Here is a 20,517-nt window from a genome sequence, read left to right as displayed (position 1 = left end):
TCCCGGGAATGCCGGAGTGGTTACAGGCGGGCGGATGGGGACTGCTGGCCGGGTCGGCGCTGCTGATCGGGGCGGCGGTCGGCTGGTTCGCACGGGTGCCCCAGCGACTCATCGCATCGGTCATGGCGTTCGGCGCGGGCGTCCTGCTCTCCGCCGTCTCGTACGAGCTGATCGAGGTCGCGCACGACCAGGGCGGCATGCTGCCCACCGTGATCGGTGCGGCCGGCGGCGCGTGCGCGTACACCCTCGCCAACGTGGGCCTCGCCCGGCGCGGCGCGCGCAACCGCAAGCGCTCGGGCCGTCAGCAGCCCTCCGAGGGTGAGCACCCCGGCTCCGGGTCGGCCATCGCCGTCGGGGCGCTGCTGGACGGCGTACCCGAATCGGTCGTTATCGGCGCGAGCCTGCTGGCCGGCGGCGCGGTCAGCCTGGTCACGGTCGTGGCGGTGTTCCTCAGCAACATCCCGGAGGGGCTGTCCAGCGCGGCCGGCATGCGCCAGGCCGGCCGGACCCGCCGGTACGTGTTCCTGCTGTGGACCGGTATCGCGCTGATCAGCGGGCTGGCCGCGCTGCTCGGCAACACGCTGCTGGGTGGCGCGCCACCGGAGGCGCTGGCCGCCATCACCGCGCTGGCCGCCGGGGCGATCCTGGCCATGATCACCGACACGATGGTTCCGGAGGCGTTCGAGGATGCCCACCTGCTCGTCGGTCTCATCACGGTCGCCGGTTTCCTGACCGCGTTCGCCCTCTCCCACGCCTGAGCGGGCCCGCGCGGGCCGTTGCCCGTCGGTTCGTTACTTAGCAGCGGATTAAACCGGCACGGCTGATTCGCCGGCGCGCCGTCGCGGCTCCTAGAGTCACGGGGTGCGCATGACGTCGCTTGCCGCCCTGCTCGTCCTCGGTGTCGCCACCGCGACCCTGCCCGCGTGCGCGTCCGACAAGCCGACGCCGAAAGCCACGCCGTCCGCCTCGCCGCAGGCTTCGGCGACCGGCGGCCAGGACGTCGTGCCGGCGGGACGCGACGGCCTCGGCGGTCCCGGGGCCAGCGCCAGCCCGAAGCCCGTCGCGAAGGTCGCCGCGGCCGGCAACCCGAACGGCCACGCGAGCGTGCCCACCGAGGCCCGGGCCCTGGACACCTCGAAGCCGACCCGGACCGTCGGCACCGGCACCCCGGCGAGCTGCACCTCAGCGGCCGTGGTGAAGGCCGTCGCCGCCGGTGGCGTCATCACGTTCGACTGTGGACCGGCCCCGGTGACGATCAAGATGGCCGCGACCGCGAAGGTCCGCAACGCCAACGGGCCGAAGGTCGTGCTGGACGGCGGCGGCAAGGTCACGCTCAGCGGCCAGGGGCAGCGCCGCATCCTCTACATGAACACCTGTGACGAGGCCCAGGGCTGGACCACCTCGCACTGCCAGAACCAGGACCACCCGCAGCTCACCGTGCAGAACCTGACGTTCGCCGACGGCAACTCCACCGGCGACAAGGCCGAGGGTGGCGGCGGCGGCGCGATCTTCGTACGCGGCGGGCGGCTCAAGATCGTCAACTCGCGCTTCCTCCGCAACCGCTGCGACCGTACCGGCCCGGACCTGGGCGGCGCGGCCGTGCGGGTGCTGAGCCAGTACGAGAACAAGCCGGTGTACGTCGTCAGCAGCACCTTCGACGGCGGCTCCTGCTCGAACGGAGGGGCGCTGAGCAGCATCGGCGTGTCGTGGACGGTGCTGAACAGCCTGCTGCGGAACAACGAGGCGATCGGCAACGGCGCCAACCCGGCCAAGTCGGGCACGCCCGGCGGCGGCAGCGGCGGCGCGATCTACTGCGACGGCAACGAGTTCGCCGTCCGCATCGCCGGCACCATCATCGAGAACAACAGGGCCAACGAGGGCGGCGGCGCGATCTTCTTCGTGAGCAACAACCGCACCGGCACGATGAAAATCGAGAACTCGACCCTGCGCCGCAACCCCAGCGGCAAGTTCGAGACCCCTGGCCACCCCGGCATCTTCTTCCTCGGCGCAAACCTTTCGGCGCGGTGATCAAGAGGTCGGCGTCAGGTTTCGTCCGTCTGGTGACGCGAACCTCTTGATCGCCCTCAGTAGGGGTTGCCCTGGCCCGGCGGACGGCCCGCCAGGAGGCCACTCGGACGGCCGGGCTGCTGCGCTGCGGCGGACAGGGGCGGACTGGCGGTGTGTTCACCACCGGCCATGCCGGCGAACAGCTCCTTCAGCGCGGTCAACGCGTCGATCCTGGGTGTCCAGCCCAACTCGGTCTCCGCCCGCTCGCTCGACATCAGCGGCGCGTTCAGGCCCAGCTCGACCCAGCCCGCGTCGACCGGTTGCAGCCGCGCCCGCCACGTCAGCGCCGCCGCCACCCGCAGCACCGGCGCCGCGACCGGCACGGTCCACCCGTGGAAGTGCCGGGCCACCAGCTCCGGAGTCAGCACCGGGTCCGCGGCGACATTGAAGGCGCCGCGCGCATCACCCAGAACCGCCCTGGCGTACGCGTCAGCCACATCGTCGGCATGCACCGCCTGCATCCGCAGCCGCCGGTTCGTGGGTACGAGAGGAATCCGACCGAAGCGCAGCAGCCGTACCGGGGCGAACGGGCCGAGAAAGTACCGGGTGATCTCCACACCCGCGTCCCTCTGGAAGATCAAACCGGGTCGCAGCCGTACCACCCGCAGTGCCGGATGCTCCCGCTCCAACCCGTCCAACAGCGCCTCGACCTCGGCCTTGTGCTCGCTGTACGACGATCCGGACACTCCGGTGGCCGGCCACCGCTCACTGATCGGGTGGTCCTTCGGACCGGGCGCGTACGTGCCGACCGACGACGCGTACACCAGCGCCGGCACCCCGGCCCGCACCACCGCGTCGAACACCGCCCGGCTGCCGTCGACGTTGGTCCGGCGCAGGATCCGCTGATCATGGCTGGGCTGGATCTGCCAGGCCAGGTGCACCACGGCGTCCGCGCCGGCGAAGATCTCGGCCAACTGGGCAGGAGCAGTCGGCGCGCCGATGTCGCAGGAGTGCCACTCCACCTGGTCGTACGGCGTACCGGCATCCGGGCCGGGCAACCGCCGGGCCACCCCGGCCAGCTCCACACCGCGCTCCCGGCGCAGCCGTCGCAGCACCGCCGTACCGACGTTGCCGCTCGCCCCCACCACCACGATCCGCATGCCCGACCCCGTACCCGTCCAGCAGGCCCTCAACCGCCATCTGCCCCGGCTGCTTGATCGACTCGGTTTCCCGAGAACCGGGGCATCCCGGCCACCCTGATACCCCGACTTCCGAGAAGCCGAGTCGATCAAGGGCGAGGTGAGTTCCGAACCCAGCCGTGCTTCTCCTTGCCGCGTCGGCCGGCCGTGGCCGCCAGGCAGCGCGGGCAGATCCAACCCACCGCGTCCGCCTCGGTCAGCACGTCGGTGCCCGAGTAGTCGAAGCGCACGTGCGGGAACCGACGCAGCCGGGTGCGGCTCAGGGCCAGGCCGCAGACCGTCTGGTTCTGGCCGGGCAGCCAGGCGTGCACCTCCCCGCCGGGTTGGCGTACACCGTCCGGCCCGATCTCCTCCCCGGACGCCGCCACGGCCGGACCGCCGCTCACCCTCATGACGGTTTCCATTCCCCGGCCGCCCCCGGCCATGCACGCCCGCCCGCAGCGTGATCCACTCCACCGCTCGCCGACTTGATCCACCGCAACGCTCGCGGCTTGATCCACTCCACATCGCCGACCTGGGGCCATCCCCCTGCCCCGGACACCGCCAGGTCGCCGATCTGGTGTCGATCAGGTGCGCCGGCGAGGCATCGACGGCCGGCCGGAAGCCGAGAGCCGGCATCGCTGACTGTCAGGTAACCTGAGCGCGCGGGCCGCTAGCTCAATGGCAGAGCTGTGGACTTTTAATCCATAGGTTCAGGGTTCGAGTCCCTGGCGGCCCACTCCTACGCACGTGAACCAGCCCTTCGCGGCCCTCGCCCTGCCTACCGCCAGACTCACCTGAGGTACAGTTTTCTGTACCTGCTATGGAGGTGGTCATGCGGACCGTGAACTTCACCCAGCTACGGCAGAATCTGGCTGCCGAACTCGACAGCGTCATCAACGACGCGGAGGAAGTGGTGGTGACTCGATCCGGCCATGAGCCTGTGGTGATCGTGCCGCTTGCGGAGTACGAGTCAATGAAGGAGACCGAGTACCTGCTACGCAACCCCAGCAACGCCGCTGTCCTGCGCCGGTCGATGGCGGAGCTTGAGAAGGGTGACGCGGCCGAGCGGGATCTGGTCGACCCGGCCACCGTGCGGGATGTCGCATGAGGCTGGTCTTCACCGCGACGGCGTGGAGCCAGTACCTCAGCCACACGGACCGCAAGCTGGTCAAGCGCATCAACGACCTGATCGCGGACGTGATGCGTAACGAATATGAGGGCATCGGCAAGCCGGAACCCCTGCGGGGCGAGCTGGCCGGCTTCTGGTCCCGCCGGATCGATCGTGAACACCGACTGGTGTACCGGATCACGAAGGACGACGTCGAGATCATCGCCTGCCGATATCAGTACGGAGACCGGTAACGGACTGGACTGGAACCGGCAGCGCGCTTGAGCCATGCCGTCCGCTCGTTCGGCAGCCGCCGGCGTTGGCCGTCCAAGCTTCCTCATCGCACAGCCACCGACGCCTCAGTGCCGCCGCGTAACGGCCCCCACGACAGGGTGTGCGGGCGGTAGCAAGGGCGCAGTTCGCAGCGGCCGCGCGGCGTGCACCCGCACCGCCAGGTTTGACCAGAGCTGGAGGCGATCATCCAAAGGTCGCGACCCGGGAACCGCTGCCGGCGCGGTGACAGCCCGCGCCCACGCAGGGCCACGGTCCGCCGTCACTCGCGTCGGGCTGCTCCGCGCATCCCGTACGCCACAAGGCCTGTCACCGCCAGGACGGCCGCGACCACGGCCGCCGACCGGCTGGTGTGGGGTTGGCCCGCCCAGGTGGCGAGCGCGCCCCACGTGCTCGGCTGGGGGAACATGGCGGCGGCGATCGCCCAACCCACGGGAAGGAACCAGGCGCGCGCCGCGCCCGCGACCGTCGCGCAGAGCGCGGTCAGGCCGAGCAGGCCGGCGGTGTCGCGGACCAGCAGCGCGGCGGGGCCGAAACGGGCGCCGGTGGGCTGGGTGGCGAGCAGCACGACGAGTACGAGCGCCAGCGCGGCCAGCAGGTGCAGGGCTCGCCGCCACGGCCAGTGCAGTGCGGCCGTGCGTTCCAGGTCCTCATCGGGGGCGGCCAGTGTGGTCGACAGGGCTGCCACCATCAGGGTGACCGTCAGTACGACGAGCAGGAGGATGACGTCGCGCTCGGTGGACAGCATCAGCCACAGCGCCCAGATCAGGGCGGCGGCGCCGACGGACGCGGCAAGTGCCAGGGGTACGCGTCGCGCGCGTAGGTGCAGGATCACCGTGACAGCAGTCCGGTGGGGTCCTGGCAGGCCAGGATCGCGTCGCGTACCGCCGTCACGCGGGTGATCGCCTCTGGCGCGGGCAGCTTCTGAAGCCCTCGCCACAGGGCGACCGCCTCGGCGTTGAGCTGCGGATCCTCCTCGATCATTTCGGGGATGACGCCGACGTCGGACACCGGCTCGCGGCCGAGCAGGTGGTAGGCGGCGGCCCGTTCGACCGCGGCGTTGCGCTCGCAGTCCGGGCCGCCGTATCCGGTGCCCAGGCCGAACACCATCTCGGGGACCACGGCGGCGGGATGGGCCAGGCGGCCGTGGTCGTCGATCCGGACGTCGATCGTGACGGTGTCGGCGTCGCGCCCGGGCTCGTCCCCGATGAGGTAGGCCCGCGTGTCCTCGTGCGCCTGCGTGGGGGCGTTCGGCATCTTGGCGAGGGCGGCCAGGCCCTGGCGGGCGAGCGGGGTCAGCGCATCCAGCACGTTCGCGTTGACCCGGGTGACGCAGACCTTCGGGGCGTCGTCGGTGCAGACCAGTTCGCGGGCCACGGGGTCGATCGGCGCGACGAGGGCTGCCTCGTCGCGGGGGACGAGCGCCGCCGCGACGCCGAAGCCGAGCAGCACCGGCAGGACAGCGGCCGTCGAGGCCCGGGGACCTTGCGCGACCAGCAGGAGTACGCCGGTCAGCGCGAGCCCGCCCATGAAGATGGCGAGCACGGCGGTGACCCGCGGGTCGATGGTCTGGAACGGATAGAAAGGGGTGCTGCCGTACGCGGGCGACAGGATCGCGCCCATCCAGTCCGGCCGCATGATCGCGGTGAAGAAGACCAGCAGCACACCTGCCACGGCGAGCACGGGTGCGGTCACCAGAGCGGGTAGCAGCCGCCCGATGCCCAGGCCGAGCCAGGCCGCCGCGACCAGGGAGAACGCGCCGACCAGCGCGATGGCGACGACGTCCGGTGGGAAGTACGCGGCCGTGGACGCGATCCGCATGCCACCCGCGCCGACCACCAGCAGGAACGCGAGCCCCAGCGCGGCTCCCATGGCGACGAGGACCGGAAGCATCCGGCGGGCGCGGGACCGGGGTGTGGTGGCGAACAGTTCCCCGACCTTGGCCCGGTGCTCGCGGCGGCCCTGCCACGCCCCTGCGGCGAGGGCTATCGGCCAGAGCAGCAGCATGTACTCCTTGACGGTGAGCGTGAGGGACATCCATCCCTCCGACCAGCGGCCCGGGGCGAGGTAGAGGGCGGCGACGCCGACCGCCAACGCGAGCAGTGCGGCACCGGCCGCGGCGGAGCGCCGGAGTTCGATCCGCAGGACGCTCATCGGTTGGCCTCCTCGTGCCGACGGAGCAGCGCCGAGTAGCCGCGTTCGGCGGGGCTGTCTCCCGGGTGGCGCTCGTCGCCCTCGGCGGCCAGACCGGCGGGCGTGCCCTGCCACACCAACCGCCCCTCGTTGATCAGCACCACCTCGGTGCAGGCGGCGACGACGTCCTCGACGAGGTGGGTGGAGACCAGCACGCAGGCGTCCGTACCCAGGTCACGCAGCAGCTCGCGCAGGTCGAGACGCTGTTCGGGGTCGAGACCGACGGTCGGCTCGTCGAGCAGCAGCACCCGCGGGTCGTTGACGATGGCCTGGGCGACGCCGGCCCGGCGCAGCATTCCGCCGGAGAGTGTCCGGAGTCGGGCGTCGGCCTTGGCGCTGAGGCCGACGCGGTCGATCGCGCGCTGTGTGGCCGCCGGGATGTCGGGCTTCGGCATCTCCTTCAGCCAGGCCATGTACGACACGAACTCCCGCACGGTGAACCGCGGGTAGTAGCCGAAGTGCTGCGGCAGGTAGCCCAGCGAACGCCGGGCCTGGCGCAGGTCGGCGCGGCCGTCAACCGAACTGCCGAGCAGCGTGAGCCGACCTCCGGACGGCTTGAGCACGGTCGCGAGCGCACGCATCAACGTCGTCTTGCCCGCCCCGTTGCGCCCCAGCAGGCCGTGGACGCCGGCGTCCAGGCTCAGGTCGAGCCCGTCGACGGCCAGGTGTCGGCCGGCCCGCACCTTCAGCGCCTCGGCGTGGATGGCCCAGGGGTGGATGGTGGTGGCCGTTTCGGCCAGGCTCACCGCTCGCATGATGGTTCCCTTCAGAACGAGGTGAGGCGCCGGAAGCTGTTGGCGCGCAGGAGGGTCAGGGCGGCCAGCACGACGGTGACGACGGTCCACCCGCCGATGGCCGTGGGTTGCAGGAGCACCGGCAACTCGGCGGTGGCGAGGCTGGGCGCGACCACGGCGGCGGCCCAGGCGATCATCAGCCCGACCGCGGCACGGCGGACGCCGACGAGCGAGCCGAGCAGCAGCGTGGCGGCGGTGAAGGCCAGGCACGGCAGCAGCATCAGCGCGGGGTTCACCCGGCTGGCCCCGTAGGCGGCGAGCACGGCGAGTACCGGGATGACGAGGACGAGCACTGCCGTCGTACGACGCAGGAGCATCGCCAAACCGGCCGAGGGGGTGCCGACGACCAGTTCCCAGGCCGGGTCGCCGCGTCTGCTCCAGGCCGCCGCCACCCCGGGCAGCGGCGCGAGGGGCGCGAGCAGCAGTACGATCGACGGCAGTTCGGACAGGAAGTACGTGAGCAGGGCCGCGGTGCCGAGCACGCCGGCGGTCATGGCCACCCAGGGCAGCAGCGCCGCCACGAACCAGCGCTGTCGCAGCGGCGTACGGAAGAAGACCCTGGACCGTGGGGTGGGGCCGGCGGCGATCGCGCGGTCGACGACTGCCGCGACCTCGACGACCAGGGCGCGCGACTCGGCCGTGGTGCTGCCGGCGAGGCGTGCGCGGCAGTCGGCGCAGTTCTCCAGGTGCACCTCGATCGACCAGACGGTCGCCTCGTCGAGGCCGGCATCGCCGTCGGCGTAGCGGTCGATGTTGTGAAGGGTGGGATGCGTGGTCATGACAGTGCCTCCCGCAGGACGATCCGGGCGCGGCGGATCCGGGATTTGACGGTGTTCTCGGGTACGCCCAGCAGCACGGACGTCTCGCGGACGGTGAAGCCGTCCAGGACGGTGGCGCGCAGCACCGCGCGGACCTCGGGCGGCAGGACGGCGAGGGCCTGTTCGAGTTCCTGCCCGACCCGACCGGCGAGCGCCTCGTCCTCGGCGGCGGGCACGACCGTCTCGACCGGATGCACCTGCGGCACCCGTGCCTGCCGCGAGCGACGCCGGAACGCGTCCACCAGACGGTGCGCGGCGATGGTCCACAGCCAGCCGACGGCGCTGCCGCTGACCTGGTCGCCGGCGAAGCTGCCCGCCGCCCGCCACACCGTCAGGTACGTCTCCTGGAGGACGTCGGCGACCACGTCCGGGTCCGCGCACCGGCGTCGCAGGCGCACCTCCAACCAGGGCGCGGTACGCCGGTACAGCTCGTCGAAGGCCCGCCGGTCACCGCGGGCCACCCGGCGGACGAGTTCCTGCTCGTCTGCCGCGTCCAGGCTTCGTCTCACGACAGGTAAGACGACCGCATCTTGGAGATCGGGTTCCAGGTGACTGTGACCGTCGTCACTCCCCCCGCTGGCTTGCGCGGCCGCCAATGCCTCGAACGCCTGGTCGTCGTCAGCCGATCCGGCGCCGCCCTCCCGAGCGAGGCCGTGGATCTCGTCTGGGGTCCGGACGACATTGTCCGTGCCTGGTCGGTCTGATGCGGCCTCATCATGCCTCCGGTGCCGCGCCGGCGCCCCCGGATCGGCGACTGGTCGGCCAGGGAAGTTGCCAACGGCGCTCGGAGCCTGGCGCGGACGGCTCACGTGGCTATCCTCTTCAGGTGCTGGTCCGTGTGGAGATCGTTGACACGGGTCCGGCATTTCGAAGGGACTAGCGACATGCCCCGTGTGGTACCGGCAGTTATCCGCGCACTCGACGTCCTCGAACTGTTCCTGGACTGTCCCCAACTGTCGGCCCGCCAGGTGATGGAGCGGCTCGACCTGCCGCGCACGACCGTCCACGAGCTGCTCGTGACGCTCGAGGCTCGCTCGTACCTGATCTCCGTGCCGGGTCAACCGGTGCAGTACCGCCTCGGGATGCCGCTGTTCCAGCTGGGCGCGGCATTCGCGGGTCGGCTTGATCTGGTACGCGAGGCGCAGGGTGTCGCGCGGGACGTGGCCTCCGCCTGCGACGAGGCGGTTCATGTGGCGGTGTTGGACGGCGCCGATGTCGTCTACCTCGTCAAGTTCGACAGCATCCACCCGGTTCGGATGGTGTCCGGGGTCGGATTGCGCCTGCCCGCGCACTGCACGGCGGTCGGCAAGGTGCTGCTGTCGGCCCTCGACCCGGAGGACCTGGACGCGGTCCTGTTGAAGGATCCCCTGCCAGGCATGACGCCGGACAGCATCACCGACCCGGACCTCCTGCGGGAGCATCTCGACCAGGTCCGGGCGGAGGGCGTCGCGGTCGACGTCGGCGAGTCGGACAGCGCGATGCGCTGTGTCGCGGCGGCGATCCGGGACCATTCCGGCACCGTCATCGCCGCCATGAGCCTGTCCGCGCCAATCATCCGCTGGACGCCGCAGGTGCAGGTGGAGTGGACCGGGCTGGTGCGCGAGGGCGCGGCCACGCTGTCGGCGCGGATGGGCTACCGGGCCCAGTCCCGGTAGCAAACCTCCCGCTTTCGGTTCGAAACAGCATCGAAACATTGACATCGCTTGCCGGGCTGCTCTAGCGTCGCACCACTCGATGCGGTATATCGAACCTAGTTCGAAATCTCGAACGGCGGTGGTCTCGTGACACGACCGAACCGGAACGTCAGCGCCAGTGTCTCGGCCCTGCCGCCGATCGCCTCGACCACGTCGCATCGTCCGAATTGCGGCACCCGACAGATCTCGGGTGGCTCGGACGGAGCGTGCCCGAGCGGACGCTCCGTGGCGGCCGGCGGGCCCGCTCGCCGCCACGGCGACCGACGAACGAACTGATCTCGACGGGCGACCCGCCGTGGTCGCCGCCACAGAAGCCCAACTGGAAACACGACGATCGCGGCGTTCGCCGGGTACGCCTTCGGCGTGCGGCCGTGCGCGGCGAGATGAAGGAGGCGGGTGTCCATGGAGGACAAATCGGGTTGGTCTCGGCGCGGCGTGCTGGGAATGGGGGTGGGGGTGCTCGGCGCGGCGGGTCTGGCCGCGTGTGGAGGCACCTCCGAATCGCCGACGAAGGTGCAGCCGGAGGTTCCGCAGGAGCTGATCGACGCCGCCGCGTCGATGAAGGGCTCCTCGATGGGGATGTTGTCGCAGAAGCTGTATTCGACGGCGGCGAACGACGCCCTCGACAGCTCGATCAAGAAGTTCGCCGAGAGCACCGGCACGAAGATCGAGAACAGCCTGGTCCAGGCCGACGCGGGTGACGTGGTCGCCAAGATCGATGCCGAGGTCAAGGGCGGGGTGGCACGTGACCTCGCGTTCATGACCGACTCCCGGTTCGTCGCCCAGTTCCAGGCGCTCGGCGACCTGGAGGACGTGACCGACGTCGTTCAGGCGCTGACCGCCAAGTACGGCGAGCCGTGCGCGGAGGCCAAGAACTACTGCGTCTTCGACGGCAAGTGGTTCGCGATCCCCTACCACTTCATCGGTATCGGGTCGTTCCTGCGCAAGGACTGGATGCAGGACAAGGGCATCACGCCCAAGGACATCTACAGCTGGGAGGAGCTGCGGGACGTCTGCCTGGAGATCTCCGATCCCGGCAAGCGCCGGTTCGGCTGGGGCATGACGATCAACCGGTCCGGCGACGCCAACGGCATGATCGAGGCGCTGATCAACGCGTACGGCGGGTCGATCGCCTCCAACGACGGCAGGAAGGTCACGTTCGAGTCACCGGAGACGGTGCAGGCGGTGACCTTCCTCGGCGACATCTACACCAATTCCAAGTACAAGCCGATGCTGCCGCCGGGGATCGCGAGCTGGACCGACACCAGCAACAACGAGAACTGGCTCGCCGGCATCCTCGGCTACACCCGCAACCAGTTCAGCGTCTACGCGGACTCACGCACCAAGAAGAACCCGGTGCACGCCAACACCCACGTGTTCTCCGACTGCATCGGACCGGCCACCAACAACCCGCTGCTGCTCGGCCAGTCGCAGGGCTTCGTCGTCTTCAAGGGCGCCAAGAACCCCGCGCTCGCCAAGCTCCTGGCGCAGTACCTGGTCAGCGCGCCCGCGCTGCTCGGGGTGGCGAAGGAGGCCCCCGGTCTGGTGATGCCCGCCTGGGAGAAGGTCTGGGACGCGGACCCGTTCTTCACCAGCGGCGACCCGGCGTTCCCCATGCTCCGCAAGATCACCCAGTTGCAGCTGCCGCTGAACACGAAGAACGGCCTGACCTTCCCGCAGAAGGCCAGCGCCGGCCAGCAGGCCGTCGGCTCGGCCTACGTCCTCACCGACATGATGCAGCAGGTCGTGCAGGGCACCGCGCCCGCACAGGCGGTGAAGGCGGCCCACACGAAGATGGTGCAGATCTTCAACCAGCAGGGGCTGCCGCAGTGAGGACGCTCCGTCCCGCGCGGGTCCCGGCGGCGAGGGTGTCCTCGCCGCCGGGATCCGGCTCCCTCACGGCGACCCAGCGCCGGCTGGGTCGTGACTGGCGTATGGCGGCGCTGTTCCTGACGCCGATGGCCGTGCTGGTCGGCGGCCTCGTACTCGTACCGATCGCGAGGTCGATCGTCACCAGCACCACCGAACGGCACGGGCAGGAGTCCGTGTTCGTCGGCCTGGACAACTACCTCCACCTCGTCGGCGACGACCAGTTCCACACGGGCGTGGTGAACTCGTTCGTCTTCACCGCGTACGCCGAGGTCTTCAAGGTCGTGCTCGGGCTGGCCGCGGCCCTGCTGCTGCACCACCGACGCCGCGGGCGGGCGGTGCTGGCGGGGTTGCTCCTGGTGCCGTGGGTGGTGCCGACGGTGGTGACGGCCTTCAGCTGGCGCTCGCTGCTCGACCCCATCTTCGGCAGCGTCAACACGCTGCTGACCGCCAGCGGGATCGGGCCACTGCTGGTCGACCTGCACCTGGTCGACAGTTGGCCGGCCGGCTGGCTGTCCGACCCGTCGCTGGCGATGCCGTCGGTGATCATGGTGAACGTGTGGAAGGGGGTGCCCTTCTTCACCGTGTGCTTCCTCGCCGGGTTGAAGGCCATCCCGGCCGACCTGTACGAGGCGGCGACCATCGACGGGGCCTCGGCGTGGCAGCGGTTCGCCAACGTGACGCTGCCCGGCCTGCGCCACGTGATCACCGTGACGGTGACCCTGTCGTCGATCTGGACGTTCAACAACTTCGACCTCGTCTGGCTGCTGACCCAGGGTGGTCCGGGCGATGTGACCGCCCCGTACGTGCTCGTCGCGTACTCGAAGGCGATCCTGCAGTTGCAGTACGGCGCCGGCGCGGCCGTCACGCTCGTCATGCTGCCGGTCATCGGCGGGCTGGTGTTCTTCCTGGTCCGGCTGTTGCGCCAGGACTCGGGAGCGAAACTGCCCCGGGCCCGACGCACGGCGCTGCGGCTCGGTACGCGGGCGCGCAAGGCCCTGCCGTGGGTGATCACCGCGGTGGTCACCGGCCTGCTGGTCTGGGCGTCGCCGGAGATCTTCTGGAAGGCGGCGGTCGTCCTCGGGGTGATCCTGCTGATCGCGGCGGCGGTCGGTCGGGTGGTGTCGGCCCTCCAGTCGCGCGGCGGTCGCCGGTCCTCGTCGGCGGTGTCGAGCCTGGGCTCCTGGGTCGCGCTCGCCGGGCTGCTCTTCTTCGTGCTCGGTCCGCTGTACTGGATCGGCGTCACGGCCTTCAAGTCCGAAGGCCAGGTCGTCATGCGCACGGACGACCTGTGGCCGACGCCGTGGACCACGGAGCAGTTCAGCGCGCTCTTCGCCAACCAGCCGTTCGGTCGCTGGTACCTCAACACCCTGCTGGTGTCCGCGGCGTCCACTGCGGTGGCGCTGGTCTGCGCCGCCCTCGCGGGTTACGCGCTGGCCCGGCTGCGGTTCCGTGGCGCGCAGGGGTTCACCGTCACCGTGCTGCTCACCTACGTGATGCCGGGCGCCCTGCTGTTCATCCCGCTCTACCAGATGCTCATCGGCGTGCGGCTCACCGACTCGTTGTGGTCGCTGGTGGTGACGTACCCGACGTTCACGCTTCCGTTCGCCACCTGGCTGCTGGTCGGTTACTTCTCCTCGATACCCGTGGAGTTGGAGGAGGCGGCGCTCGTCGACGGCTGCACCCGCCTACAGGCGTTCGGCCGGGTGGTGTTGCCGCTGGCCAAGCCCGGACTGCTGGCGGTCGCGCTCTTCACCCTGACCAACGCCTGGAACGAGTTCCTCTTCGCCTTCGTGTTCATCACGAAGGACGAGTACAAGACGCTGCCGGTGGGGATGCAGTCGATGATCGCGGGAGACGTCGTACCGCAGGGACAGCTCGCCGCGGCCTCGCTGCTCGTCAGCATCCCCGTGGTGATCATGTACGCGCTCGGGCAGCGCTTCCTGACCGAAGGGCTCACCGCCGGGGCGGTGAAGGGCTGACGACCCCCCACCACCGTACGGTCCGGACCGGTCCGTACGGGGTGGTGGGCCGCACCGCTCGCGGGTCACGGGTTCCGCATCGGCCGGAACGTCGCCCGCATCTCGTCGGCGAACAGATCGGGTTCCTCCCAGGCGGCGAAGTGACCGCCCCGCTCGGCCTCGTTGAAGTACGAGAGGTTGGGATAGACCGCCTCGGCCCAACTGCGGGGAGCGGCCCAGAGCTCTTCGGGGAACGTCGTGAAGCCCACCGGGACCCGCACCGGCGGAGGGGTCTTCCCGGCGGCCGCGGCGGCGGTCCGGAACCGTCCGAATTCCCAGTACCACCGTGCGGACGAGGCCCCGGTGCCCGTCAGCCAGTAGAGCGTGATGTTGTCGAGAATGCTCTCCCGCGTGAGGTTGCCGGCGGGCTGACCGTCGACGATCGCGCGGGACATCTTGTAGTAGCTGTCCGTGTCGTGGTCGAGCATCCAGGCCGCCAACCCGACGGGTGAATCCAGCAGGGAGTAGCCGATCGTCTGTGGGCGGGTGGTCTGCTCCAGGAAGTAGCCGAAGCCGTCCGTCGTGAACAGGTTGAGGGCGTCGTGCGCGGCCCGTTCCTGTTCGGACGTCGCCGGCAGTTGGTCCTTGATCCCGATCGCCCCGGAGAGCAGATTGACATGGATGCCGAGCAGCCCGTCGGGCCCCTGGCGGCCCATCGCGTCGGTGACGGCGGCACCCACGTCACCGCCCTGGGCGACGTAACGGTCGTAGCCGAGGCGGGACATGAGCGCCGCCCACGCGCTGGCCATGCGGTTGGAGTCCCAGCCGGGCTCGGTCGGCTGGCCTGAGAATCCGTAGCCGGGCAGTGACGGCAGGACCAGGTGGAAGGCGTCATCGGGGGTGCCGCCGTGCGCGGTCGGGTCGGTCAGTGGGCCGACGACTCCGAGCAGTTCGACGATCGAGCCCGGCCAACCGTGCGTCACGATCAGTGGCAGGGCGTTCTCGTGCGACGACCGAACGTGGATGAAGTGGATCTCGACGCCGTCGATCGTGGTCGTGAACTGGGGCAGCGCGTTCAGCTTCGCCTGGAACACCCGCCAGTCGTGCTCGGTCCGCCAGAAGTCGGCCAACGCTTGGACCGTCGCCAGTTGCACGCCCTGTGAGCGATCGTCGACCAACTCTCGGCTGGGCCAGCGGGTAGCCGCGATCCGGCGGTGGAGATCGGCTATCGCCTCCTCCGGCACGTCGAGCCGGAAGGGCCGGATGTCGTCGTCGGGCACGGTCCTGTACCTCCTGAGTTGGGCTGCCCGGGCAGCGGGTGTCAGTTGTAGGCGAGCAGCAGGTCGACCGTGCCGGTGCCGCCCGGTTGACCCGGTGGGGTCTGGAGGGCGGGTTCGCTGTTGACGACGTAGAACCCGCCGTTGCCGACCAGGCGCGGGGTGACCGCCAGGGCCTGGTTTCGCATCTGGGCCCCGGTGGGTCCTACGACGCTGTCGCGCAGCAGGGTGAACAGGTTGGTGTTCAGGTTCGAGACGTGCAGCACCCGGTACGAGCGGGGGGCGGGCATGCCCGTACTCGTCAGGCCCCAGATCGGGACGATCTGGTTCCGCCAGTTCGCCGGGTTGTTGGTGATCACGTTGTCGTAGTTGTTGAGCTGCGTCTGGATGCCGCTGTGGATGCCCGCCAGGTGGATGTGCAGTTGATCCTGCTGGCGGGCGTCGGCCGAGTTGATCCCGAGGCCGACGTTCGGGTACACGACGTGCGAGGGTTGCCCCGGCTGGGCGTTGATCCAGGCGTCCAGCCAGTAGTTCGGCGCGGCGGCGGTCGCGATGAACGGGCACTCGATGCCGCTGGTCCGGCAGGTCGGCACGAGCAGGAAGTTGTGGTTGTTCTGCGGCCTGCCGTTGAGCACCACGTAGTCGGTCGTCGTGGTCAGGCAGTTGGTCGGCGGTGTGGTCCTCGTACCCAGGCAGACCTGCACGCGGTCCCAGAGGTCGTACCGGCCGCCGGTCTGGCTGGGGAAGCCGCACAGGGTCGACGGTGTCGGGCAGTTCGCGCCGCCCGGGGCGGGTGGTGTCGGTTGGGGTGGCGGTCCGCCGCCGTCGGCCATCCCGCTGTCCGCGCCGGCCAGCGCCAGCAGACCGCCGGCGCCGACCACTCCGGACAACTTGACGAACTGGCGTCGGTGGATCGCGTCGTTCCGCTTGCTGCGCACTGTCACCCTCCGGCACGGCCATCGGCAGCCCTCGGCCGGTCCGGGGAGTCGGACGTGAAGGCTGGAACGGGCTCACATTAGGACGAAACACCCTCGCGTCGACGAGTCGTCGGATGGGAGTCCCCTGATCGTGTCCCTCAGTCCGGGCGGGACCGCCGATAGGACATGATCCCGGCGCGGTCCAGGACGACGACCACGAGCACCACCACCGTGGCCACCGCGCTGAGCGCCAGCAGCGGCGGGCGCAGGACCGTCGCCACACCACCCAGCACGAAGAGGGCGGCCACCCGGGGCCAGGAGATCCGCCGGTGGACCGCCAGGGAGAGCACGATCCGCCCGACGAGGAACAGCGTGGGCCCACCGATAATGACCAGTGCGGACGTCGTGTCGCTGGTCTTCGTGGGATGCGCGATGCTCAGCTCGGCTCCGAGAGCGGTGGTCACCAATCCCGCGATCATCACCAGGTGCAGGTCGCCCGTCACAACGCCGAGCCGCGACGGATCGGCGCGGTCGAGGGCCGGACCCAGACGCTGGCCGGCGGGGGTCACGTAGAGCAGACCCATCAGTACGGCGGTGGTGAAGACCAGCAGGAAGGCGACGGTCTCGGCGAGGTCGAGCCGGGTGCCCGCGTACGACAGGCCGGCGACCAGGACGAGTTCACCGAGCGCGATGATCATGATCTGCTGGTAGCGCTCAGCGAGGTGCCCGCCCGCGAGATGCAACTCCTCGCGCCGGGCATGCCCCAGCCCCAGCATGGGCCAACCGAGCCGTGGACCGGTCAGGTCCACCGCGAGCGCGAGCACCCAGAGCGCCACCCGCCAGTGCGGCAGCAGCACGCCCGCCACCCACAGTACGGAGGTGAGGCCGTACCAGCAGAAGACCCGTAATGCCCGGCGCTGACGCGGATGACCACGCAACATCGTGACCGTCACGACGCCCCGGACGAGATGGACCGCGACGTACGCGCCGGCGAAGAGCCCGGCCCGCCCGTGCAGCCCCTGCGGGATCGCCACACTGGCCAGCAGGCTGCCCAGCGTCGAGACGATCAGCACCGCCCGGATGGCCGGGGTCTCGGGGTCGTACCAGTCGGCGGTCCAGGCGGTGGCCACCCAGATCCACCAGACGCCGGCCAGCAGCAGGGCGGTGCGCAGGGCCCCGCCCGGCGTGAGGTCGTGCAGCAGGTGCTCGGCTGTCTGGCTCAGGGCGAACACGAACGCCAGGTCGAAGAAGAGTTCCAGGAACGAGGCGCTCAGCGACGCGTCGCTTCCCCGCAGCAGCCGCTCGGGCCTGCTCGCCATCTCTCCGTCGTACCACCGGCGAAGGCGCGCAGGAGGCGAAACGGGCCGCCCCTCGTGTCGTTGATCTGGCTGCACCCCTGCTCAGCGCCGACCACGGTGGGGGCACCCAGTCACGAGGAGGGACGCCGATGACCAGTCAACGGCAGACCGTACGGGTCGAGAAAGATCTGTTCCGCGCCGTGTACGACTCGCCCGCCTCGCTACCCGGCCGGCACCGCTGGACCACGCCGGAGTCGGACGTCCGGCGTCTGGAGAAGCTGCTCGGCATGCCGACGCGCACCATCGGCGCCCCGCTCTGGGTCAGCGGCGACGAGCCGGACTGCCCGAAGTGCGGCCGGCGGATCACCTGGTACGACATCGTCTCCTCGGCCGTCACCGGGCTGCACGACAAAGGCATGATCGCCGAGGTCATCCTCGGCGACCAGAAGTACGTCAACACCGAGGTCCCGGACGCCATCGCGGGGGTGCGCTGCGCCGACTGCCACACCGCCATCGAGGGCCTGCGCAGCTTCAAGTGCCACAACTGGGCGTACGCCTTCGAGGCGCTGGAGGCCGTCCGGGAGCGGATGAACGGCGGCCTGGGGTCGGCGCAGCTCTAAGCGTGCGCCGGTCAGTCGGCCGAGCGGCGGGCGGGGCGGCGACCCGGCGGCGACGGCGGCTCCGGTCCGGGGTCGGGCACCGGCGGCATCGGCCGGGTGACCGGCTCGCCGCCGGTGACCCGCAAGCGCTCGCCGTGGTGCCACAGCTCGACCTCGGCGTCCCCGGCGGCGTCGGGCAGCTCGTAGCGGGCCTCGGCGGAGGTCAGTGTGACCCGCAGCCGGTGCCCCCGCCACCGCAGGCAGAAGGCCAACCGGTCGATCCGCCGGGGCAGCCGGGGATCGAAGGAGAGCACACCCCGATCGTCGCGCAGCCCACCGAAGCCCTGCACCAGCGCCAGCCACGCCCCGGCCAGCGACGCCAGGTGCAGCCCGTCGGCGGTCTTGTCACCCAGATCCGCGAGGTCCTGCGACACCGATTCGGCGAACAGGTCGTACGCCAGATCGAGGTGCCCGACCTCGGCGGCCAGCACGGCCTGCGGCGCGGCGGACAGCGAGGAGTCGCGGACCGTGCGGGCCTCGTAGTAGGCGAGGTTGCGGGCCTTCTCGTCGGCGGTGAACTCCCCCGGGCACAACTGCATGGCCAGCACCAGGTCGGCCTGCTTGACCACCTGCTTGCGGTACAGCTCCAGATAGGGAAAGTGCAGCAGCAGCGGGTAGTCGTCCTCGCCGGTGTTCGCGAAGTCCCACTCGGGCTGCGAGGTGAACCCGGCGGACTGCTGGTGCACCCCACGCACACGGTCGTACGGCACGACCACCGCGTCAGCGGCGGCCCGCCAGCCGGCGACCTCTGCCGCGTCCACGCCGAGCCGGCCGGCCGCGTCGGGGTGGCGCTCGGCGGCGTCGGCGGCGCCCCGCAGGTTGCGGCGGGCCATCAGGTTCGTGAAGACGTTGTCGTCGACAAGCGCGGCGTACTCGTCCGGGCCGGTCACGCCGTACAGGTGGAACGCGCCGGAGTCCGACCAGTGTCCGAAGCCGTGCCAGAGGCGCGCGGTCTCCACCAGCAGCTCCAGGCCCTTGTCGGCGAGGAACCGTTGGTCGTCGGTGGCCGCCACGTACCGCAGCACCGCGTCGGCGATGTCGGCGTTGACGTGCAGGGCGGCCGTGCCGGCCGGCCAGTAGCCGGAGCACTCCCGGCCACCGATGGTCCGCCACGGAAACGTCGCGCCCGCCAACCGCAGCTCGGCGGCCCGCTCGCGGGCCTCCGGAAGGTGGGCGTGCCGCCAGGCCAGCGCCGAGCGGGCCACCGCCGGCGCGAGGTAGGTGAGCACCGGCAGCACGTACGTCTCGGTGTCCCAGAGCACGTGCCCGTCGTAGCCGTTGCCGGTCAAGCCCTTGGCCGAGATCGTCCGGTCGCCGTCCGGACGACCGGCCTGGATCAGGTGGAACATCGCGAACCGGACCGCCTGTTGGAGGGCCCGGTCGCCGTCGAGCCGCACGTCGGCGACCTGCCAGGCCGCGTCCAGGCTGGCGCGCTGGTCGGCCAGCAGCGCCTCGAAGCCGTCGGCGCGGGCGGCGTCCGCCTCGGCGGCGACGAGGTCGGCCAACTCGTCGGCGGGCACCCCGTCGACCGTCGAGCACTCGTGGGCGGCGAACTTCGTCAGGCGCAGCCGCTCCCCCGGGTGCAGCCGGCCGGCCACGGTGAGCCGTACCCGGTCGGGGGTGCCGTCGCTGGTCGTGGTCACCGTGGCCGGCGCGTCCACCAGGTGGCGGACCGCCACGGCGACGCGTTGGCCGCTGCGCTCGGTGCGGTGCACCAGCACCCCGTCGAGACCGGTCGCGCGGTGCGTCTCGGCGATCAGCGGGTCGGTGAGCACCGACGCCGCGCGAGGATCGTCGGAGCGTTCCGGTACCCGTTCGTTGGCCAGCAGATCGGAGCAGACCCGCAGGTCGGCGGGGCCGTCCAGCGGCTCGACCTCGTAGTGGACGGCGGCGAGCGGCCGGCGCGGCAGGGACACGAGGCGGGTGCTGCGGACCAGCACCCGACGCCCGCCCGGTGAGATCCACTCCGTCTTCCGCCGCAGTACGCCCGCCCGCAGGTCGAGCACCCGCTCGTGACCGCGCACCGTGCCGGTCCGGATGTCCAGCGGCTCGTCGTCGACCCAGAGCCGGACCAGAGCGGCGTTCGGCGCGCTGACCACGGTGTCACTGGCCGGCGGGAACGCGTAGCCCTCCTCGGGGTAGCTCAGCTCCCGCCGCTCGTGGAAACCGTTGACGTAGCTGCCCGGCATCCCGCACGGCGCTCCCTCGTCGAGAACACCACGCCACCCGACCCACCCGTTGCCCAACGCGAAGATCGACTCGGTCTCGCCCAGCCGGTCCAGATCGGCCGCCGTACGCCGGACCTGCCAGGTCTCGTCCGCCGCCGTCGCTGCGGTGGGTGGCGGCTGGTCGGTGGCCGAACCGGTGTGCACGAGACCTCCCGGGGTGTCGACGACTTCCCACCAGCCAAGCAGGAACGCCTGGAGGAAAGCTGAACGAAGGTGCCCACC

General features: G+C 70.7%; 19 protein-coding genes and 1 tRNA gene. 9 read left to right on the top strand and 11 right to left on the bottom strand.

Features of this window, described 5'->3' with window-relative positions; genetic code table 11:
- Positions 1–8 precede the first annotated feature (8 nt).
- Together ACTFTM_RS02390 and ACTFTM_RS02385 are read left to right on the top strand one after the other, a co-directional pair.
- Positions 9–758, top strand: a complete 750-nt coding sequence (locus tag ACTFTM_RS02390; protein ID WP_449564238.1) for a ZIP family metal transporter — start codon at positions 9–11, stop codon at positions 756–758.
- A 109-nt stretch (positions 759–867) separates the two neighbouring features.
- Positions 868–2,028 carry a hypothetical protein gene (locus ACTFTM_RS02385; protein WP_449566516.1) on the top strand — a complete coding sequence of 387 codons (1,161 nt, stop codon included), beginning with the start codon at positions 868–870 and terminating at the stop codon, positions 2,026–2,028.
- 56 nt (positions 2,029–2,084) lie between these two features.
- Here ACTFTM_RS02385 and ACTFTM_RS02380 read toward each other — a convergent pair whose 3' ends face one another.
- Complete coding sequence (locus tag ACTFTM_RS02380; RefSeq protein ID WP_449564237.1) at positions 2,085–3,167, bottom strand: NAD-dependent epimerase/dehydratase family protein; 1,083 nt, start codon at positions 3,165–3,167, stop codon at positions 2,085–2,087.
- Between the two features lie 128 nt (positions 3,168–3,295).
- Positions 3,296–3,598 carry a hypothetical protein gene (locus tag ACTFTM_RS02375; RefSeq protein ID WP_449564236.1) on the bottom strand — a complete coding sequence of 101 codons (303 nt, stop codon included), beginning with the start codon at positions 3,596–3,598 and terminating at the stop codon, positions 3,296–3,298.
- A gap of 254 nt (positions 3,599–3,852) precedes the next feature.
- On the opposite strand from ACTFTM_RS02375, the gene ACTFTM_RS02370 reads away from it, so the two are divergent.
- From ACTFTM_RS02370 to ACTFTM_RS02360, 3 genes are all read left to right on the top strand, one after another.
- Positions 3,853–3,924, top strand: a tRNA-Lys gene (locus tag ACTFTM_RS02370).
- Between the two features lie 96 nt (positions 3,925–4,020).
- A complete protein-coding gene (locus tag ACTFTM_RS02365; RefSeq protein WP_449564235.1) occupies positions 4,021–4,296 on the top strand; it encodes a type II toxin-antitoxin system Phd/YefM family antitoxin in 276 nt (91 codons plus the stop codon).
- Positions 4,293–4,550 carry a Txe/YoeB family addiction module toxin gene (locus ACTFTM_RS02360; RefSeq protein WP_449564234.1) on the top strand — a complete coding sequence of 86 codons (258 nt, stop codon included), beginning with the start codon at positions 4,293–4,295 and terminating at the stop codon, positions 4,548–4,550. Before ACTFTM_RS02365 ends, ACTFTM_RS02360 begins: the two co-directional genes overlap by 4 nt.
- Before the next feature lie 299 nt (positions 4,551–4,849).
- Here the strand turns inward: ACTFTM_RS02360 and ACTFTM_RS02355 are convergent, their stop codons facing one another.
- Genes ACTFTM_RS02355 through ACTFTM_RS02335 form a run of 5 tightly spaced genes read right to left on the bottom strand, consistent with a single transcriptional unit; the run spans position 4,850 to position 8,901 of the window.
- Positions 4,850–5,422 carry a hypothetical protein gene (locus tag ACTFTM_RS02355; RefSeq protein ID WP_449564233.1) on the bottom strand — a complete coding sequence of 191 codons (573 nt, stop codon included), beginning with the start codon at positions 5,420–5,422 and terminating at the stop codon, positions 4,850–4,852.
- Complete coding sequence (locus tag ACTFTM_RS02350; RefSeq protein ID WP_449564232.1) at positions 5,419–6,741, bottom strand: hypothetical protein; 1,323 nt, start codon at positions 6,739–6,741, stop codon at positions 5,419–5,421. Before ACTFTM_RS02350 ends, ACTFTM_RS02355 begins: the two co-directional genes overlap by 4 nt.
- Entirely contained in the window at positions 6,738–7,535 is a 798-nt protein-coding gene (locus ACTFTM_RS02345; protein ID WP_449564231.1) for an ATP-binding cassette domain-containing protein, read from the bottom strand. The genes ACTFTM_RS02350 and ACTFTM_RS02345 overlap by 4 nt, the downstream gene beginning before the upstream one ends.
- An 11-nt stretch (positions 7,536–7,546) precedes the next feature.
- On the bottom strand, positions 7,547–8,353 hold the full coding sequence (locus tag ACTFTM_RS02340) for a zf-HC2 domain-containing protein (protein ID WP_449564230.1): 807 nt from the start codon (positions 8,351–8,353) through the stop codon (positions 7,547–7,549).
- Complete coding sequence (locus tag ACTFTM_RS02335) at positions 8,350–8,901, bottom strand: RNA polymerase sigma factor (protein WP_449564229.1); 552 nt, start codon at positions 8,899–8,901, stop codon at positions 8,350–8,352. Before ACTFTM_RS02335 ends, ACTFTM_RS02340 begins: the two co-directional genes overlap by 4 nt.
- Positions 8,902–9,276: 375 nt before the next feature.
- Between ACTFTM_RS02335 and ACTFTM_RS02330 the strand changes: the two genes are divergently transcribed.
- From ACTFTM_RS02330 to ACTFTM_RS02320, 3 genes are all read left to right on the top strand, one after another.
- Positions 9,277–10,047 carry an IclR family transcriptional regulator gene (locus tag ACTFTM_RS02330; RefSeq protein ID WP_449564228.1) on the top strand — a complete coding sequence of 257 codons (771 nt, stop codon included), beginning with the start codon at positions 9,277–9,279 and terminating at the stop codon, positions 10,045–10,047.
- 441 nt (positions 10,048–10,488) lie between these two features.
- Positions 10,489–11,919 (top strand): extracellular solute-binding protein, encoded by a 1,431-nt coding sequence (locus tag ACTFTM_RS02325; protein ID WP_449564227.1) that lies wholly within the window; start codon positions 10,489–10,491, stop codon positions 11,917–11,919.
- A gap of 101 nt (positions 11,920–12,020) precedes the next feature.
- A complete protein-coding gene (locus tag ACTFTM_RS02320) occupies positions 12,021–13,937 on the top strand; it encodes an ABC transporter permease (RefSeq protein ID WP_449564226.1) in 1,917 nt (638 codons plus the stop codon).
- Between the two features lie 65 nt (positions 13,938–14,002).
- Here ACTFTM_RS02320 and ACTFTM_RS02315 read toward each other — a convergent pair whose 3' ends face one another.
- The 3 genes from ACTFTM_RS02315 to ACTFTM_RS02305 all read right to left on the bottom strand — a co-directional run bounded on the left by ACTFTM_RS02315 (position 14,003) and on the right by ACTFTM_RS02305 (position 17,429).
- On the bottom strand, positions 14,003–15,196 hold the full coding sequence (locus ACTFTM_RS02315) for an epoxide hydrolase family protein (protein ID WP_449564225.1): 1,194 nt from the start codon (positions 15,194–15,196) through the stop codon (positions 14,003–14,005).
- A gap of 41 nt (positions 15,197–15,237) precedes the next feature.
- Positions 15,238–16,131 (bottom strand): CDP-diacylglycerol diphosphatase, encoded by an 894-nt coding sequence (locus ACTFTM_RS02310; RefSeq protein ID WP_449564224.1) that lies wholly within the window; start codon positions 16,129–16,131, stop codon positions 15,238–15,240.
- A gap of 137 nt (positions 16,132–16,268) precedes the next feature.
- On the bottom strand, positions 16,269–17,429 hold the full coding sequence (locus tag ACTFTM_RS02305) for a low temperature requirement protein A (protein ID WP_449564223.1): 1,161 nt from the start codon (positions 17,427–17,429) through the stop codon (positions 16,269–16,271).
- 128 nt (positions 17,430–17,557) lie between these two features.
- On the opposite strand from ACTFTM_RS02305, the gene ACTFTM_RS02300 reads away from it, so the two are divergent.
- The gene (locus ACTFTM_RS02300; RefSeq protein ID WP_449564222.1) at positions 17,558–18,028 is read left to right on the top strand and encodes a hypothetical protein; all 471 of its coding nucleotides are present in this window, start codon (positions 17,558–17,560) and stop codon (positions 18,026–18,028) included.
- An 11-nt stretch (positions 18,029–18,039) separates the two neighbouring features.
- Here ACTFTM_RS02300 and ACTFTM_RS02295 read toward each other — a convergent pair whose 3' ends face one another.
- A complete protein-coding gene (locus ACTFTM_RS02295; RefSeq protein WP_449564221.1) occupies positions 18,040–20,439 on the bottom strand; it encodes a glycoside hydrolase family 65 protein in 2,400 nt (799 codons plus the stop codon).
- Between the last annotated feature and the right edge of the window lie 78 nt (positions 20,440–20,517).

This window comes from Micromonospora sp. RB23, assembly GCF_053585025.1.
The sequence above is the reverse complement of the archived record's forward strand: the minus strand, read 5'-3'. Positions and strand labels throughout refer to the sequence as shown.